This is a genomic window from Paenibacillus sp. FSL P4-0127 (genome assembly GCF_038007325.1).
GTDB classification, from domain to species: Bacteria; Bacillota; Bacilli; order Paenibacillales; family Paenibacillaceae; genus Fontibacillus; species Fontibacillus macerans.
The window spans coordinates 255,438-270,389 of record NZ_JBBOWY010000001.1 but is presented as its reverse complement, the minus strand read 5'-3'; the positions used below and the strand labels follow the sequence as shown (position 1 = coordinate 270,389).

Annotated in this window: 12 protein-coding genes and 2 pseudogenes; 9 read left to right on the top strand and 5 right to left on the bottom strand. The window is 54.0% G+C overall.

Annotated features, from left to right (window positions below):
- Positions 1 to 41: 41 nt before the first annotated feature.
- The 5 genes and pseudogenes from NYE74_RS01010 (at position 42) to NYE74_RS00990 (ending at position 7,566) form a co-directional block, all read left to right on the top strand.
- Positions 42 to 1,192 (top strand): IS3 family transposase gene (locus tag NYE74_RS01010; protein ID WP_248931314.1). Its coding sequence is split into 2 segments (ribosomal slippage): positions 42 to 297 and positions 297 to 1,192, totalling 1,152 coding nucleotides; the frame shifts between segments, so codons are not numbered across the junction.
- A 97-nt stretch (positions 1,193 to 1,289) separates the two neighbouring features.
- Positions 1,290 to 2,807, top strand: a complete 1,518-nt coding sequence (locus NYE74_RS01005) for a TROVE domain-containing protein (protein ID WP_278738489.1) — start codon at positions 1,290 to 1,292, stop codon at positions 2,805 to 2,807.
- Positions 2,808 to 2,887: 80 nt separating this feature from the next.
- Positions 2,888 to 3,682, top strand: coding sequence for a nucleotidyltransferase domain-containing protein (locus NYE74_RS01000; RefSeq protein ID WP_036626841.1), 795 nt, complete (start codon positions 2,888 to 2,890; stop codon positions 3,680 to 3,682).
- A 31-nt stretch (positions 3,683 to 3,713) separates the two neighbouring features.
- Positions 3,714 to 4,978, top strand: a pseudogene (locus tag NYE74_RS00995) (class I SAM-dependent methyltransferase).
- Between the two features lie 4 nt (positions 4,979 to 4,982).
- Positions 4,983 to 7,566, top strand: a pseudogene (locus NYE74_RS00990) (metallophosphoesterase).
- A gap of 66 nt (positions 7,567 to 7,632) precedes the next feature.
- Here NYE74_RS00990 and mscL read toward each other — a convergent pair.
- The 3 genes from mscL to NYE74_RS00975 form a co-directional block, all read right to left on the bottom strand.
- Entirely contained in the window at positions 7,633 to 8,016 is a 384-nt protein-coding gene (gene mscL, locus NYE74_RS00985; RefSeq protein ID WP_124333399.1) for a large conductance mechanosensitive channel protein MscL, read from the bottom strand.
- 198 nt (positions 8,017 to 8,214) lie between these two features.
- A complete protein-coding gene (locus tag NYE74_RS00980) occupies positions 8,215 to 8,877 on the bottom strand; it encodes a nitroreductase family protein (protein ID WP_036626834.1) in 663 nt (220 codons plus the stop codon).
- Between the two features lie 133 nt (positions 8,878 to 9,010).
- Positions 9,011 to 9,415 (bottom strand): RrF2 family transcriptional regulator, encoded by a 405-nt coding sequence (locus NYE74_RS00975; RefSeq protein WP_036626833.1) that lies wholly within the window; start codon positions 9,413 to 9,415, stop codon positions 9,011 to 9,013.
- Positions 9,416 to 9,878: 463 nt separating this feature from the next.
- Between NYE74_RS00975 and NYE74_RS00970 the strand changes: the two genes are divergently transcribed.
- The 3 genes from NYE74_RS00970 (at position 9,879) to NYE74_RS00960 (ending at position 12,070) form a co-directional block, all read left to right on the top strand.
- The gene (locus tag NYE74_RS00970; protein WP_036626832.1) at positions 9,879 to 10,424 is read left to right on the top strand and encodes an RNA 2'-phosphotransferase; all 546 of its coding nucleotides are present in this window, start codon (positions 9,879 to 9,881) and stop codon (positions 10,422 to 10,424) included.
- A 23-nt stretch (positions 10,425 to 10,447) separates the two neighbouring features.
- Positions 10,448 to 10,933 (top strand): hypothetical protein, encoded by a 486-nt coding sequence (locus NYE74_RS00965; RefSeq protein ID WP_036626830.1) that lies wholly within the window; start codon positions 10,448 to 10,450, stop codon positions 10,931 to 10,933.
- A 345-nt stretch (positions 10,934 to 11,278) separates the two neighbouring features.
- Entirely contained in the window at positions 11,279 to 12,070 is a 792-nt protein-coding gene (locus tag NYE74_RS00960; RefSeq protein WP_036628961.1) for a TatD family hydrolase, read from the top strand.
- Positions 12,071 to 12,115: 45 nt separating this feature from the next.
- Here the strand turns inward: NYE74_RS00960 and NYE74_RS00955 are convergent, their stop codons facing one another.
- Positions 12,116 to 12,403, bottom strand: coding sequence for a hypothetical protein (locus NYE74_RS00955; RefSeq protein WP_278738485.1), 288 nt, complete (start codon positions 12,401 to 12,403; stop codon positions 12,116 to 12,118).
- A 147-nt stretch (positions 12,404 to 12,550) separates the two neighbouring features.
- Here NYE74_RS00955 and NYE74_RS00950 point away from each other — a divergent pair, with 147 nt between their 5' ends.
- Entirely contained in the window at positions 12,551 to 13,456 is a 906-nt protein-coding gene (locus NYE74_RS00950) for an ADP-ribosylglycohydrolase family protein (RefSeq protein ID WP_036626828.1), read from the top strand.
- Between the two features lie 322 nt (positions 13,457 to 13,778).
- On the opposite strand, the gene NYE74_RS00945 is transcribed toward NYE74_RS00950, so the two are convergent.
- Positions 13,779 to 14,936: a DUF4261 domain-containing protein gene (locus tag NYE74_RS00945; protein WP_051985773.1), complete on the bottom strand. Its 1,158-nt coding sequence runs from the start codon at positions 14,934 to 14,936 to the stop codon at positions 13,779 to 13,781.
- Positions 14,937 to 14,952 lie beyond the last annotated feature (16 nt).

The following is a 14,952-nucleotide window of genomic DNA, read 5'->3' as shown; positions in this document are numbered from 1 at the left end:
GAATCGGGTAAAATGAATCTATCCAAATTCGAGGTGCTACCATGACGAAAAAATACGATAAAGAATTTAAACTGCAAACGATTCAGATGATCCAGGAAGAAGGGAAAGCGGTGGCGCAGGTCGCCCGCGAACTGGGGATCAGCGACAACACCCTGTATCGTTGGATGGCGGAATACAAGAAAGACGGCGCACAGGCCTTTCCAGGCAGTGGGCAACTGAAAGCCGACGATAAAGCAATGAGAGATCTTCAGAAACGCCTTCGTGATCTGGAAGAGGAGAACGACATCTTAAAAAAGGCGATGCACTACTTCGCCAAAGACCGGCGCTGATCTATGCCTTCATCCACGATCATCGCTTCAAGTGCCGAGTCTCGAAGATGTGCGAAGCCTTTGAAGTATCCCGAAGCGGCTATTACAAATGGACCCAGCGAAAAGCCAGCAAACGTGAAAAGCGACGTCGCAAGCTGGAGCGGCGGATCCGTCGTATCTTTCTAGAATCCCGTCGATTATATGGAAGCCCCAAAGTAGCAAAAGAACTGCACAAGCAGGGCATACGAGTGTCCGAGAAAACAGTCGCTCGGATCATGAAGGAGCTGGGTTTACGTTCTCGCACGGTGAAGAAATACAAGGCCACAACCAACTCGAAGCACAACCTGCCTGTCCAAGAGAACGTGTTGAACCGCGAGTTTAATCCGTCCGCTCCAAACAAGGCCTGGGTGGCTGATATTACGTATATCCCGACCGATGAGGGTTGGCTATACCTGGCAAGCATCATGGACCTGTACAGTCGTAAAATCGTTGGATTTCACATGGATGAGCGAATGACGAAAGAACTCGTGTTAACGGCGCTGGACCGCGCCCACAGCCAGCAGCGACCGTGCGAAGAGGTTCTGCATCATTCGGATCGCGGCAGCCAGTACGCTTCTCATGACTACCAGGCGCGGCTGCGCACCTACAAGATGAAAGGCAGTATGAGCCGCAAAGGGAACTGCTACGATAATGCGTGTATTGAATCGTTCCACAGTGTGCTTAAGAAAGAACTTGTCTACTTGGAGAAGTTCAAAACACGCAAGCAAGCCAAGAAACGCATTTTTGAATATATTACCTGCTTCTACAATGGAAAACGAATCCATTCCGCGATTGGGTATTCTACGCCCAATGAGTGCGAACGTATGTACCGATCTGCCGCATAATTTTCTCGATTCTTTGTGTCTACTCTATTGACAGAGGTACAGTGTTATCTATTTTGATTTGCCGTTTTCCTATGAAAACGGGCAGGAGGTTATAACCATGAGTTTCGCGCAAAAATTGTTCGGTTCCATGCGACCGACGACACGCAACAAAGACCATTACCCGGCTTATACGCGGTCTGCCGAAGAGCAATACCTGCAGATCCTGCTGACCAATACAATGAGCAACACGTTTTATGCCGACCAAAACGAACTGCTGAATGATGCGGAGCAGATGCATCACGAGATGGCGGCGGCTAACCCGACCTTTATGGCAAAAGCGATCGTGTATGCGCGCACCGCAGGCCTAATGCGATTGCAGCCGCTGTTTGGCCTGGCCGTGTTGTCCGCCTATCGTCCGGACCTGTTCGCGGAGATATTCCTTCGGGTGGTGCGCATCCCGTCCGACCTGTCCGACTTCTTGACAATCCTGAAGGGACAGGGCCGGGGCGAAGGCGGCCGCGCCGTCAAGCGCCAGGTGAACCGCTTCCTTACCGGAGTGAGCGAATATTGGGCGGTGAAGTACAACGGCCGCGGCCGGGGCTACAGCCTGGGCGACGTGATCGCCACCGCCCATCCGAAGCCGGCGGACCTGAAGCAGCAGGCGCTGTTCCGTTACCTCCGCGGGCTGGAAGCCAACCTTGGGCTGCTGCCGCAGGTGGAAGCACTGGAGCATTTGAAGCGGGCCGAAGGCGAAAGCGAGCAGATCGCCTGGATCGAACGCGGCAAGCTGCCGTACGAAACGGTGACCGGCGCGATCAAGCCGTCGAAGGCCGTCTGGGAGGCGCTGCTGTACCAGCTGCCGACCTTCGCGCTGCTCCGCCATTTGAACACGCTAGACCGGGCGGGCGTGCTGGATGAGCAGCGGCACCTAGATTACGTGATCGCGCGGCTGACCAACGAGGAGGCGCTGCGCAAAGCGCGCATCCTGCCGTTTCGCTTCGCTACGGCGTTCCGCCAAATCGAGCATCCGGAGCTGCGCGAGGCGTTGCGGGACGCGGCCGATCTGACCTTCGGCAATCTGCCGGAGCTGGGCGACAACACCGCGATCTTTTTGGATATCTCCGGTTCGATGCAAGGACAGTATTTGGAGATCGGCGCGGTTTTTGCCTTGGCGCTGTATAAGAAGACGCAGGGGAACTCGCTGTTCTGGCTGTTCAACCACGAGGTTCACGACGCGAAACCTTCGAAGCGCGACAGTATTCTCGGGCAAGCCGAGCACATCCGCGCTAGCGGCGGGACGGATACCGGTGCGCCGGTCCGCAAGCTGCTGCAGGAGCGTAAGCGCGTGGATCAGATCATCATCATCACGGACGAACAGCAGAACAGCGGCAGTCCTTTTTATCAGGTACTGGCTCAGTACCGGGCCAAGGTGAACCCGGAAGTGAAGGCGTTTATCGTCGACATCGCCCCGTACCGCCATGCCATGGTCCCGCAGACGGACCGCAACACGTTCTACATTTACGGCTGGAGCGACACGGTGTTGTCCTATATCGCCCAATCCGTGCAGGGATATGCCTCCATGACGGAGCAGGTCGCAACACTGGATTTGGACGCTTTGAGCAAACATAATAAATAGGTGACCGTACCTATAGAACGGCCATGGATCATGGAGTCCATGGCCATACATATCAGTAATAGCAAGTAGAGTGACCTCCCATGACCAACCCATACGACTTCCATCCAACGATTCTAAACGAGCTGCATAACATTGAGCGGGAAGAAGGGGTGCGTATCCTCTACGCCTGCGAATCGGGCAGCCGGGCCTGGGGTTTTCCTTCGCGGGACAGCGATTATGATGTTCGCTTCCTCTATATCCGGCCGGCCGATTGGTATTTGTCGATCTACGAAGGCCGGGACGTAATCGAGCGGCCGATCAGCGATCGGCTGGATATCAACGGATGGGATTTAAAAAAGGCGCTGGTTCTGTTTCATAAATCGAACCCGCCGTTGCTGGAATGGCTGCATTCACCGATACAATATATGGAGCAATATTCCGCCGCCGAACAAATTCGCCGGATTTCCCCGTTAACCTTTTCGCCAAAATCCTGTATGTATCACTATCTCCAAATGGCAAAGGGGAACTTCCGGGGTTACCTGCAAGGGGAACGGGTGAAGCTCAAAAAATACTTCTACGTCCTGCGGCCGGTGTTGGCCTGCGGCTGGATCGAGAAATACGATACGATGCCGCCGGTGGAGTTTGAGGACTTGGTTCAGGACCTGGTCCCCGCGAATAGCGAGTTAATGGACACGATCCAACACCTGCTGGCCCGCAAGAAGTCCGGGGATGAGCTTGATATGGAGCCGAAGCTGCAGCCGATCCACACGTATTTGGAAGAGCGCCTGGCTTATTTCGAGCAAGCGGCCGCCAAGTTGCAGGCCCGGCAAGCCCAGCCCGACGTTGAACAACTGAACGGCATATTCCGCTCCACCCTGCATGAGGTCTGGGGGTAGCCGCAATTTACTGAAGTCAGGAGGGATTCCCATGGCGATCATCCAGGTGAGATCCACGAATCCGCAATTTTCTTTTTTGATCAAAAAAATCCGCACTCCGGGATGCTGCTCCGCTCCATCCGCAAAGGCATGGCGTACGGCTGGTATACCGGCGAGCACACCTTTAACGTGTACTTTAAAGATGCCGACAACGACATTTCATATAAGCAGCACGAACAGGAGAACTTCGAGTATTTGAACGTATCGCGGTACAACACCCCGCTGTTTCCGCTGAACGCAATCGGCGAGTTTTTTTCCGCCCCGTTAAAAGCGCAGGATACACGGGATACGGAAGGCTATGAGCATACTTTTTTCATCAATATGATTCATATCGAGCGGGTCCGGTACATCGAATTTTTTGCCAAGCATCTGAAGGAATTTACCTTTGACATCACCCATCAGGCCGATAAGAGTTACTCGCTCATCGTGAAGACGGAGAAAAGCCTGTACCTGCTGCTGCACACCGTCAGCGTATTGTGCTTGTTCCTGTCCATGTTCGGCAATGAGTATATCGATATCTCGGACAGTATTCTCGATAAGTACATCAAAAGCTTGAATGTGATCGATGCGCCGTTTTACATCCGCAGTTTGTTCGTACGGAACTTTCTTTCTTCCAGGGACCGCTTCAACAGGTACAAGGCGGAGCTGGAGAAGACGGACCGTTACGACATCCAGTTCGCCTACGGCGGCACGGCGCTGCAGCGGCGGAACTATATCGGAAACGCGCTGTCCTTCGACAAGTCGATTTTGGACGTGGGTTGCGGAGAAGGGTTCTATGCGATTCCTTTTGCCGGAAAAATCGAGGGAACTTACTATGCGGTCGATATCAACGAGGAACTGCTGGAGCAGGTCAAACGCAAGGCCGCGCGAAAAGAGCTGGATAACCTCGTCACGTTCGCCTCGATCGATCACTTCCTGGAAAGCTACAATGGGGAGCAGGTCGATGTCATCCTCACCGAAGTGATTGAGCATATGAGCCGGGACGAGGCGGGGCGGCTGATCCGGCAAATCTGCGCCAAAGTCGACTTTGAGCGTTTCATCATCACGACGCCGAACGCGGATTTCAACCGGTTTTACGAGCTGAGCGAATTCCGGCATGACGATCATAAATGGGAGATGGGGGAGGACTCGTTCCGGCAGTGGATCGGCGAGGTGCTGCGGGACACGGAGCTGCATTTCGAATTCGTGGCTGTCGGGGACGGGGTCGACAATATCAAGACGACGCAGGGCGTCATTCTTAAGAAAAAGGGGGCCTAAAGCGATGGAAATCCAAACGAAGGTCCATACGATTTTTATGCTGGTCGGTTCGACCGAATGCGGTAAAACCACCTTTGCCAAGGAGGTGCTGGTTCCGGGATTGCGTTTCGAGGACGGACGCGGGAATATCAAGGCTAACGTGCAGTATCTGTCCTCCGACGGGATTCGCCAGGAGCTCCTTGGATACGAATACGATAAATACGATCAAGTGATGCTGGAGGCGAGCGAGCAGGCTTTTCGCCTGCTGTTTGAAAGACTGAAGCTGGCCACCTCTTTTCCGATCAACGCGGAGTTTGTAGTGGTCGATACGACCGGTTTGTCCGAGGATTTCCGGGCAAAGGTGAAAGACATCGCCGTTCAGAACAATTACAACCTGGAGGTGATCGTCTTCGATTATCGCCGGCGGGAGGACTATTATGCCTCGGAGCGCTCCAAGAAGCTGATCACCAACCACATCAACCGGCTGAAAAAAGACGTTCTCGGCTCGCTGGCCCGCGAAGGCTACGGCAAAGTTCACAAGGTCCGTGCTAAAGATTTCTACCTTCCGGTTGAAGGAACAGCGAATCCGGAGTACCGCGTCGTGATCGAGAACCTTGACGATTACTTGAGCACCGTACTCCCGCAGGATCAGCAATATATCATCATCGGCGATGTGCACGAATGCGTGGACGATCTGCAGGGGCTGCTGCGCGATCACGGGTACCGTCTGGAGGACGGCAAGCTGGTGGCGGCGGAGAAGCTGCGGCATACGAAGCTTATTCTAGCGGGCGACTGGATCGACAAGGGCAAGCAAACGGAGGAAATCATCCGGTTTCTGTACGAGAACCGGGAGCATTTTTACTTTGTGCTGGGGAACCACGAGAACTTCGTCGACAAGTATTTTAAAGGCGAAATCAGCGGCGTCGATCAGGAGCTGCTGCAGACGTATTTCGATTCGGTTCAGGCGCTGCGGCAGGATGCGGAGCTGTTGGAGCGATTCCGGGAGCTGGTGTCGATGGCGCAGCCGTTTTACCGGTATGTGGGGACCAGGGGATCATCCTTCTATGTTACTCATGCGCCGTGCCGGAACAAGTATATCGGCAAGCTGGACACGAACTCCGCCCGGCATCAGCGGAACTTCCGGATTGACCGGGAGGCGCCGCTGGAAGGGCAGTTGGCTTTTTTGCAGGAGGAAGCGGTGAAGAACCACCCTTACCATATATTCGGGCATGTGGCGGCCAAACAGTCTTTTCGCATCCGCAACAAAATCCATATCGACACCGGCAGTGTGCATGGCAACCTGCTGACTTCCGTCAGCATCTCGTACAAGCCGTTTTTGAAGTCGCGGAAGTCGGGGCGGGCGGCTATATTCGAGGAGCTTCCGACGCTGTTTAAAGAGGAGCGGAAGGTGTCCGTCGGGGAGCTGGGGGAAGAAGAACTGCGCCGGCTGCATTACTGCTCGCGGCACAAAATCAACTTCATCTCCGGTACGATGTCCCCGGCGGACAAGGACGAAGCGGCAGACGAGCTCGAGTCCCTGGCGCGCGGGCTGGATTATTTCAAGGAACGCGGCGTGGGGCAGGTCGTCCTGCAGCCGAAATATATGGGTTCGCGGTGCAATGTTTATTTGTATAAAGACCCGGAGCAATGTTTTGCCGTCAGCCGGAACGGCTACAAGGTGAATCGGGCGGACCTTTCGGCCATTTATGCTAAGCTGCTGGATAAATTCGGCGGGTATATGGAAGAGCAGGGGATCGCCATGCTGATCTTGGACGGTGAGCTTTTACCGTGGAAGGCGCTAGGCGAAGGGCTGATCGAGCGGCAGTTTAAGCCAATCGAGAAGGCCTTGGAAACGGAGCTTGCGTTCCTGGCGCAAACCGGGTTTGAACAGGCTTTTGCCAAGCTGAACGCGGAGTATGAGGCGAGCGGTTTTGAACGGGATCAGTTCCATATGGCGAAATCCGATCTTAGCGAGAAGTACGGGGCGAGTGTATACCAGAACTACAAGCCCATGCATGATATCCGCGAATCCCATGTTCCGCTGGCGGATCATTTGGAGGCTTACGCGACTTACAAGCGGCAGCTGGAGCTTTATGCGGAGGACGGGGCGATGGAGTATAAGCCGTTCGCCGTGCTGAAAATCGTCTATGAAGACGGCCGGGAGCAAGCACCGGAATGGAAGACGTCCGAGATGTACGGCTTTCTTTCCGAGGACGAGGCGCTTTCGCTCGATCTGTCCGAACCGGATTGCCTGGCGCAGGCGGAGCGGTACTTCGCCAAGCTGACGCTGGAGCAGCATATGGAGGGAGTCGTCATCAAGCCCGAGGTATGGAACGGCAGGACCGTGCCTTATATGAAGGTGCGCAATCCCGAGTACCTGTCCATCATCTACGGGTATGACTACAAGTTCCCACAAATACCGCAAGCTGCTGAAGCAAAAGAACGTCAACCAGAAGCTGCGCACTTCGCTAAGCGAGTACCGGCTCGGGATGCAACTGCTCGGTGTATCTTTCGCCGACATAACCCCGGACCATGCCGCGTATAAGGAAATTGCCGCCAATCTGCTGTTTGAGGTGGCGCAGGAGCGGGAGATCGATCCGCGGTTGTAACATGACAAAAGAGTGCCCGAGCCCGACAGGTTGGTTGCGGCTCAAGGCACTCTTTTTCGGCTGCATCTATTCGACCTGTCGCTGTTTCAGCAAATCCCGGATTTCCGTCAGCAGCAGCTCTTCTTTGGACGGCGCCGGCGGCGCTTCGGGCTTCGGCTCTTCTTTGCGTTTCAGTTTATTGATGCCTTTAACAAACAGGAAAATCGAGAAGGAGACGATAAAGAAGTCGATGATGGTCTGAAGGAATGCACCGTATTTCAGGATTGTGTCGCCATATTGGAATTGCAGTCCTTTAAGGTCAATGCCGCCCATCAAAAGGCCGATCACGGGCATCAGCATGTCTTCTACCAGAGAGGTGACGATTTTCCCGAAAGCGGCGCCGACAATGACCCCGATGGCCAGATCCAGTACGTTGCCCTTTAGGGCGAAGGCTTTGAATTCTTTCCACATGGTTACCAAACCCCCCTTTTCCGCATATTACAGGCAGTATACCATGAGGGGGCGAGCGGTTGTCCAGCACAAGACACTTTGCAGCCCGGATACATTCGCGATTTCCCGCCAAAAAGCTCAGGTTTCGAGCGGGTATTGCGCCAGCCCGCCGGAAATCTAACGGTTGCACCAGCCGCTATTTTACGAAAAAAGCCCTTTTCATGCCTTAGGCATTTCGTTGAAGAAAGCGACATCCTGAATCGGCAATCTTACCGTCGGGTGTCCGGGCTTCGCCGCCTTACCGATGGCGATAAGCATAACAGGAGCGTATCTCTCCGGAATATCGAACGCTTCTACAAATTTAGCCTGGTCATAGCCGCCCATCGGGACCGTATCATAGCCTTTAGCGCGGGCGACAAGCATAAGCTGCATGGATACCAAACCACCGTCAATAGATACGGATCGGCGAATAGTCTCCTTAGGCATGCTCGCGAACATCCCTTGATAACGTTCCACGAACGATTTAGCCGTCTCTGCAGGCATGTAACCCGCATCGACCGCCATTCCGTAAATTTTCTCGGCCAATTTATAACATTCCAAATCTCCGAGTACCGCAATGACAGCCGAAGCCTCAATCACTTGCTGCTGATTGAAGGCGATCGGAAGCAGTTTTTGCTTCAGCTCTTGCGAATCGATTACGAGAAAACGCCACGGCTGCAGATTGGCGCCTGAAGGAGCCAGCGTAGCTTGCTGCAAGATTTCGTTCATTTCCTCCCGCGGAATCTTTACCTCGGGATCATAGCTGCGGACGGACCGCCGATCCTGAATAACGTTGAAAAACTGCTGCTGCTCCACCGTTTGGGACGATTGTGAAACGGACATGCTTCTCTCCTCCTTATAAATACTGTGCTCAATTTAGGCACAGTATTTTTTGAAATAAAATGCAGTCGAATTATCAACTGCAACTTAACTGAGTACAGTATATAACGTTCCGGCTCACATTGCAATCCGGTAATTATTCTTGCATCAAATCGGCTAACGTATGCTGCTTGAGCAGTTCGACAGCCTGCTTTTGCACTTCTCCCATAATCGCTTCGAGCTTTTGTTGGCCCGAGGTGCATTCCTCTTGAACCTCTTGTTCGCAGCAATCCGATTTTACAGCTAAAAATATATCCGCCAGTGTAATTTGATCCGGACGGCGCTTCAGATAGTAGCCCCCATTCCGCCCTTCTCTCGCTTCGACAATACCGGTGTGCGTGAGCTGCGCCAATACCCTGCGGAGGAATGTGGCATGCGATTGGACGTTGCTGGCAATGGCCGCGCTGGAAAGCGGTCCCTCGCATTTGGCAAGCAAGATCAGGGCATGTACGGCAATGCCGAAACGCGGCGGACCGATCTGGACGCTCCGGTTAGATATCATAAAAATCCCTCCTGTTTACAGTGTATCGCAATCTCACAAAATATTTCTACATCACAGCACTAACTTCTATCTCCGAAGGTCCCACGTTTCGTTTGCGTATTTGTCCCGCGATTAGCGGCTTGACGAGATGTTTCGTCACAAAAAGTGAAAGAAGCAATCTCTTCGGCCCTTGCAAAGCAGGGAGATTGCTTCTTTTGGACTATATTGAGCTATCGCATACGCCCAGTTGATGAGTTTTATTATACCCGCTATGTAGATTCGTTTCAAAATATTTCTTAGCTTACGCAGGTTCATGCCATTATGCTTTGATTTTCACTTAGCGTACGTTTTACGCGATTATCTTGGTGTCACCTGCCTGACTTCCTCGTGGGAATGTTGTGTTAAACCAAACTTTCCTGACCAAACCGTCCTGGAAAGGTTATAATGCAATAAATGGAAACGGCTAGAAAGTGAAGTGATAACGATGTTAAATCCGGCAACGGAAAAAAGCTTAAGCAAGCTGATGAGCAAAATGCTGCGCCATACCCCCGAGGATTTCAGGCTTGTCCTCGATCCCGCGGACGGTTCATGTCCGGTGGATTCCCTTCTGAAAGCCATCAGGGCACAGGCGAAGTGGTCATGGGTAAGCCGCGAAGATATCGAACAGGTGGTCCGCAACTCGGATAAGCAGCGTTTTGTGATCGAGGACGACCGGATTAGAGCAAGATACGGCCATAGTCATGACCGGGTAACTTACACCCCGGGTGAGCCTCCTGCTGTGCTGTACCATGGAACCAACAAGAATGCCCTCCCGTCTATACTGAAAGAAGGGCTTCATCCGATGAGCCGGCAGTACGTGCATTTGTCGGAAGGGACCCATTTCGCCACGCTTGCGGGCAGCCGCAGAGGTGAGCTGGTTATTCTTAAAATAGACACACGAGGCGCGGAGCGGCTTGGAGTTACATTTTATTTTGCCGGCAATGAAGTATGGCTGGCCGACCGGGTGCCGCCGGAATGCTGCAGCATTTGAAATCTACGGGAACAGGGGGAAAAATGAGAAGCGGGGAACGAACCAGGCTGGATTCTTTTCAACTTAGAATCATGCATGCTTCCGGCATTCGGGGGACGCTGATCGTCTTTTTGTTTTTGGTCTATCTTTGCGCCTTCCCGACTCTTGCCCCGCCCATGTTGACATGGGAATTTTACATCGCGGCGGCCATAACCGCAGTACTGACGGTTTGGGGCTTATGGATCGGCGCCAATCCTTACCGCTGCGAGCTGCAGTTCGTCCTGTACGCCGGTGTGCTTGGGCTGGGGATGGCGGTTGCAAGCCATATGAGCATGTATAAAATCATGTACTCGATCGTGCACCTGCACGGATCGTGGTTCATCTGGCTGGCGGGGAGCGGAAATGTGCTGCTTATCGGCTTTATGGCGTTTTATTACGATAAGGCGTTTCATGACGGGACCTACTATCGGCTGGAACAGGGCTCTAAAAGTCCCAAAGGGTCTAAAGAACCTAAGGATTCCAGCAGCTAAGAGTCCGAAAGCCATCATGGGGCGCGATATTTTCGCGGCTTAGGGTATATGGCGTACAACTTGTCCGCAGCCCTCTTGGGTGACGCGGGCCGGAACGCCGCGGGCGTGTTGGTATTTTCGGGATTCGCGCTGCTGGGGTCGTTTATGGGCGTCATTTTTTTGCATAAATATTTTTTTATCCGCCAAAGACTGGATCGAATGCTTGAAATATACCCTTTGCTTGCTGAACCGCCCCAAACGGGAAAGAATCGCGGAAGCGGGGCGGGAAAAACGGGGGAGTTAATAATATCCGGCTTAAGGCGGACGAGGAGGAATCAAACAGTGAATCCAACAATAAATCCAACAATGAATCAACCTATGAGCACGATCGATATTGGCGTGAATTTAATGCACCGCTCGTTTCAGCGCGACCGGGAGCAGGTGGTGGAGCGGGCGGCCGCCAGGGGCGTCTCGCCTTTGATCATTACCGGGACGAGCCTGCGAAGCAGTGCAGAGGCGGCGCGTTATGCCGGAGACTTTCCGGGGAAGCTGTACGCTACGGCGGGCGTTCATCCGCATGATGCCAAGGGCTGCAACGAAGAGACGATAGACAAGCTTAGGGAATTGGCGCAGCTTCCCCAGGTGGTCGCTATTGGGGAGTGCGGGCTCGATTACAACCGGGATTTCTCCCCGCGCGACGTGCAGCGCAAATGGTTTGCCGAGCAGATCCGCTTGGCGCTCGACCTGAACCTGCCGCTGTTCCTGCATGAGCGGGAAGCCTCCGGCGATTTCACCTCGATCTTGAAGGAGCATGGGGTAAAAAGAGCGGTGGTCCACTGCTTTACGGGAACTGAAGCGGAGCTTAAAACGTACCTGGCGATGGGTTTCCATATCGGGATCACCGGCTGGATTTGCGATGAGCGGAGAGGACGCCATTTGCTGGATCTCGTCCCCATCATTCCGCCGGACCGGCTGATGATCGAGACGGATGCGCCGTTCCTGACCCCGCGGGATATGAAGGACAAGCCGGCGGACCGGCGGAACGAGCCCGCCTTTCTGCCGCATATTGTGGAGACGATCGCCCGCTGCACGGGCAGAACCGCGGCGGAAATCGCCGAGATGACCACGCAAACCGCGCGGGAATTTTTCGGTATATGAAAAAAAGCAGAAGCGCCGGGCTTCCCAATCCGGCGCTTTCTTGCATTATTTTCTTTTGTAGTGCTTCTCCCAGTCGTTGACGGCGTCCGCTCGGGGAAGCGAACGGCTCTGCAGCCACCGGCAATTTTCCCATTCATGTATCGCTTCTTGTTGGGGCTTATAGAATTTGTAATCGCAAATATCCCAGGAACAGTACAGTTTGCGGTACCATCCGCCGTTTTGCATATCGCCTGTAAACCGTCGCACCGCTTTACCGGCTTGGCGTTTGGACCAGCGTGTCCCGGGCGTGGTATGATCTGTCCATACCGGTGATTTTTTCACACTTCTGCTCATTTGGGCTCTCTAACCTCCTAACGGGAAGCTAGAGACCGTCCAATGTCTTCATGTGTCACCTCATTTGAGAATTTATGCTTTCATTGGATTGACGTTTGCGATCGCGAAAAGTTTCAGACTAAACTCGGACAAAACGGGGGAGTTGCCGTGAACGAAGAAGTTTTATACAGCAAAATCAAAGGCGGGTTGTACGGCGTGGCCGTGGGCGATGCGCTCGGCGGAACGACGGAGTTTATGAGTCAACGGGAGATCAAGGCGCAGCACGGTTATTTGCGGGAGATCATCGGCGGCGGGGTGTGGCGGCTTGCGCCGGGGGAAGTGACCGACGATACGATGATGACGCTTTGTGTGGCCGAAGGCATTCTGGAAAATCCGGCCGAGCCGATGGAGCCCATCGGGCGGCTGTTCCTGGAATGGTACAATTCGAGGCCGAAGGACATCGGCAATATTATCCGCCACGTCTTCGAAAGTTACGAGGGCAACTGGTTTGAGGCCGCTTTTTACGCACACGCTGATCTGGGGCAAAGCGCCGGGAACGGTTCCCTGATGCGCTGTCTGCCCGCAGCTTTGGCTTACGGGGACAGCGCCGACATGGAGCGGGTGACGCTCATGCAGTCGAAGATGACGCACTACGATCCGCGCTGCGGCGAGGCCTGCCTGATCTATAACCGGATTGCCGCCCGCCTGCTCCGCGGTGAAGATTTAAGGTCCGCCATCTTCGCCGAAACGGCCGGGACGGAATATGAAGGACTTTTTGAAACGGCCCCCGACTGCGAGCCGAGCGGTTTTGTCGTGCATACGTTCCGGTGGGTTCTCCATATTTTGCTGCATAGCGCGGACTTTAGCGAAGTAGTGCAGCGGGCGGCCAATTTGGGCGGGGATTCCGATACGATTGGCGCCATCGCCGGGGGACTGGCCGGGATCCACTACGGCTACGAAGCGATTCCGGCCCGATACGCCGAGTCGATCCTGATTAACGATAGACTGGACCGGGCCATCTCCGGGTTATGGTCCCTGCGGACGTCCGCTTCCGAACGCGGCAAGGAGAAATAAGAAAACGACGCCTGCGGATATGAAGGTTTTCTCAGGGGCTCGGACCATTAGTTGCAAAACATACAACTAGATTTCAACGAAGAAGCGGGTTCATATGCTTTAATTGTATTTCCTGCAACTAACATCCCAATATCTGCACCAGTTTTTTGAATCGCGCGGATTTAGTTGCAGGATTCGCAATTAAACAAGCGCCCCGCTCCATTTTCCGATCAATAAATGTATCTTTTGCAACTATTCAGCACCACACTCCTAGGCCCGAAGCAGGATCCCACATTTCCATGAAAAAAGCAGGGGGCCTTCCCCCTGCCTTGAGCAACCGCTGTTAATATTGGATCTTCAGGCTGTCGCCTTCGACATACACGCCTTCGGAGCGGGTTATCGGCAGCTTCTGCTCCGCCGTAAAGCCGATCGTTTCTCCGTCCCTAAGCGTGACGTCCCGGTCGATCACATACCCGGCGATGTCGATCAGGAAATCGCGCAGCTCGGCGGGCGAGGCCTGGCTGTCCAGCACTTCGATCTCATCCTTGCCGAACGATGCCAGCCCGTTCGTGTAACCGCTGACTCCCGCTTCGCTTCCGACCAATCCGAAGTGGATCAAATTAAGCAAAGGAACGATGTCCTCCGACTTCATCACTTCCGCCAACTCCACATAGAACTCCGGCTGAAAAACGGTCCCGGACATGTAGATGCCAACCGCGTTCGGCAGCTTCAAGCAGCTTGCCGCCAGTTTGGCGTACATTTTGCCGCTATCGAGCGAGGAGCCGGAGCGGGGAAATGTAGCCACGATGATTTGGGCCACATGCGTTTTGGTCACCTCCACCGCCTCGCGCCACAGATAGTTGCCTTGGGCATGAAACTCGGCTTCTCCGTCCGGCACGGGAGCGTCGACAAAGCTGACGGCCAAGGTGCAGCCCTCCGCTTCAAAAACCAGGATGCTTTCCTTTTCTTCTCCGGGGTGTTCTTGTTCATCCTCGTCCCGTGAGTAGGCGATATTCCAATCCTGCAGCAGGTTGGCCTTAATCAACTCCAGGTCGCATTCATGGGTATTGAGCAGCACGAACCCGTTAAAAATCCCGGAGGATTTCCCGTCTTCTTCATTGCCGGCAGAGCCATCCGCCTGAGTCTGAGTCTGAGCCTGCGCTTCCGCGGCCTCCAGTTCCGCCGCCCGCTTCATCCAGTACTCGCGGATCATTTCGACCATGGCGATCGCTTCCTGCTCGGCCGTGGCCGGATCATAGGGCTGCATTTCACTGAAAATATGGCCGCAATGCTCGGTGTCGGACGGATCTTCATAACCTCCGCATACGCCCAGGAGCCACTTGCCGAGCAAGTTCTTTTTGTACTTGAACATGTAGTAGTGCATGCCGTGCAAATCAAATTCCCCGGCGATTTCGATTTTTCCGGGTTCCCGGCCAAGTTCGTTTTCATGTGCCAGCCAACCCACCATTGATGCCATGGCCGCCTGCTGTTGGGATGTCATTAATTCCTCTCCTTCG

Coding starts and splice junctions, on each gene's coding strand:
- mscL (WP_124333399.1), bottom strand. CDS start 8,016: ATGTGGAAAGAATTCAAAGCCTTCGCCCTAAAGGGCAACGTACTGGAT.
- NYE74_RS00945 (WP_051985773.1), bottom strand. CDS start 14,936: ATGACATCCCAACAGCAGGCGGCCATGGCATCAATGGTGGGTTGGCTG.
- NYE74_RS00970 (WP_036626832.1), top strand. CDS start 9,879: ATGTTAAATCCGGCAACGGAAAAAAGCTTAAGCAAGCTGATGAGCAAA.
- NYE74_RS00980 (WP_036626834.1), bottom strand. CDS start 8,877: ATGTCCGTTTCACAATCGTCCCAAACGGTGGAGCAGCAGCAGTTTTTC.
- NYE74_RS00965 (WP_036626830.1), top strand. CDS start 10,448: ATGAGAAGCGGGGAACGAACCAGGCTGGATTCTTTTCAACTTAGAATC.
- NYE74_RS00955 (WP_278738485.1), bottom strand. CDS start 12,403: ATGAGCAGAAGTGTGAAAAAATCACCGGTATGGACAGATCATACCACG.
- NYE74_RS00975 (WP_036626833.1), bottom strand. CDS start 9,415: ATGATATCTAACCGGAGCGTCCAGATCGGTCCGCCGCGTTTCGGCATT.
- NYE74_RS00960 (WP_036628961.1), top strand. CDS start 11,279: ATGAATCAACCTATGAGCACGATCGATATTGGCGTGAATTTAATGCAC.
- NYE74_RS01005 (WP_278738489.1), top strand. CDS start 1,290: ATGAGTTTCGCGCAAAAATTGTTCGGTTCCATGCGACCGACGACACGC.
- NYE74_RS01000 (WP_036626841.1), top strand. CDS start 2,888: ATGACCAACCCATACGACTTCCATCCAACGATTCTAAACGAGCTGCAT.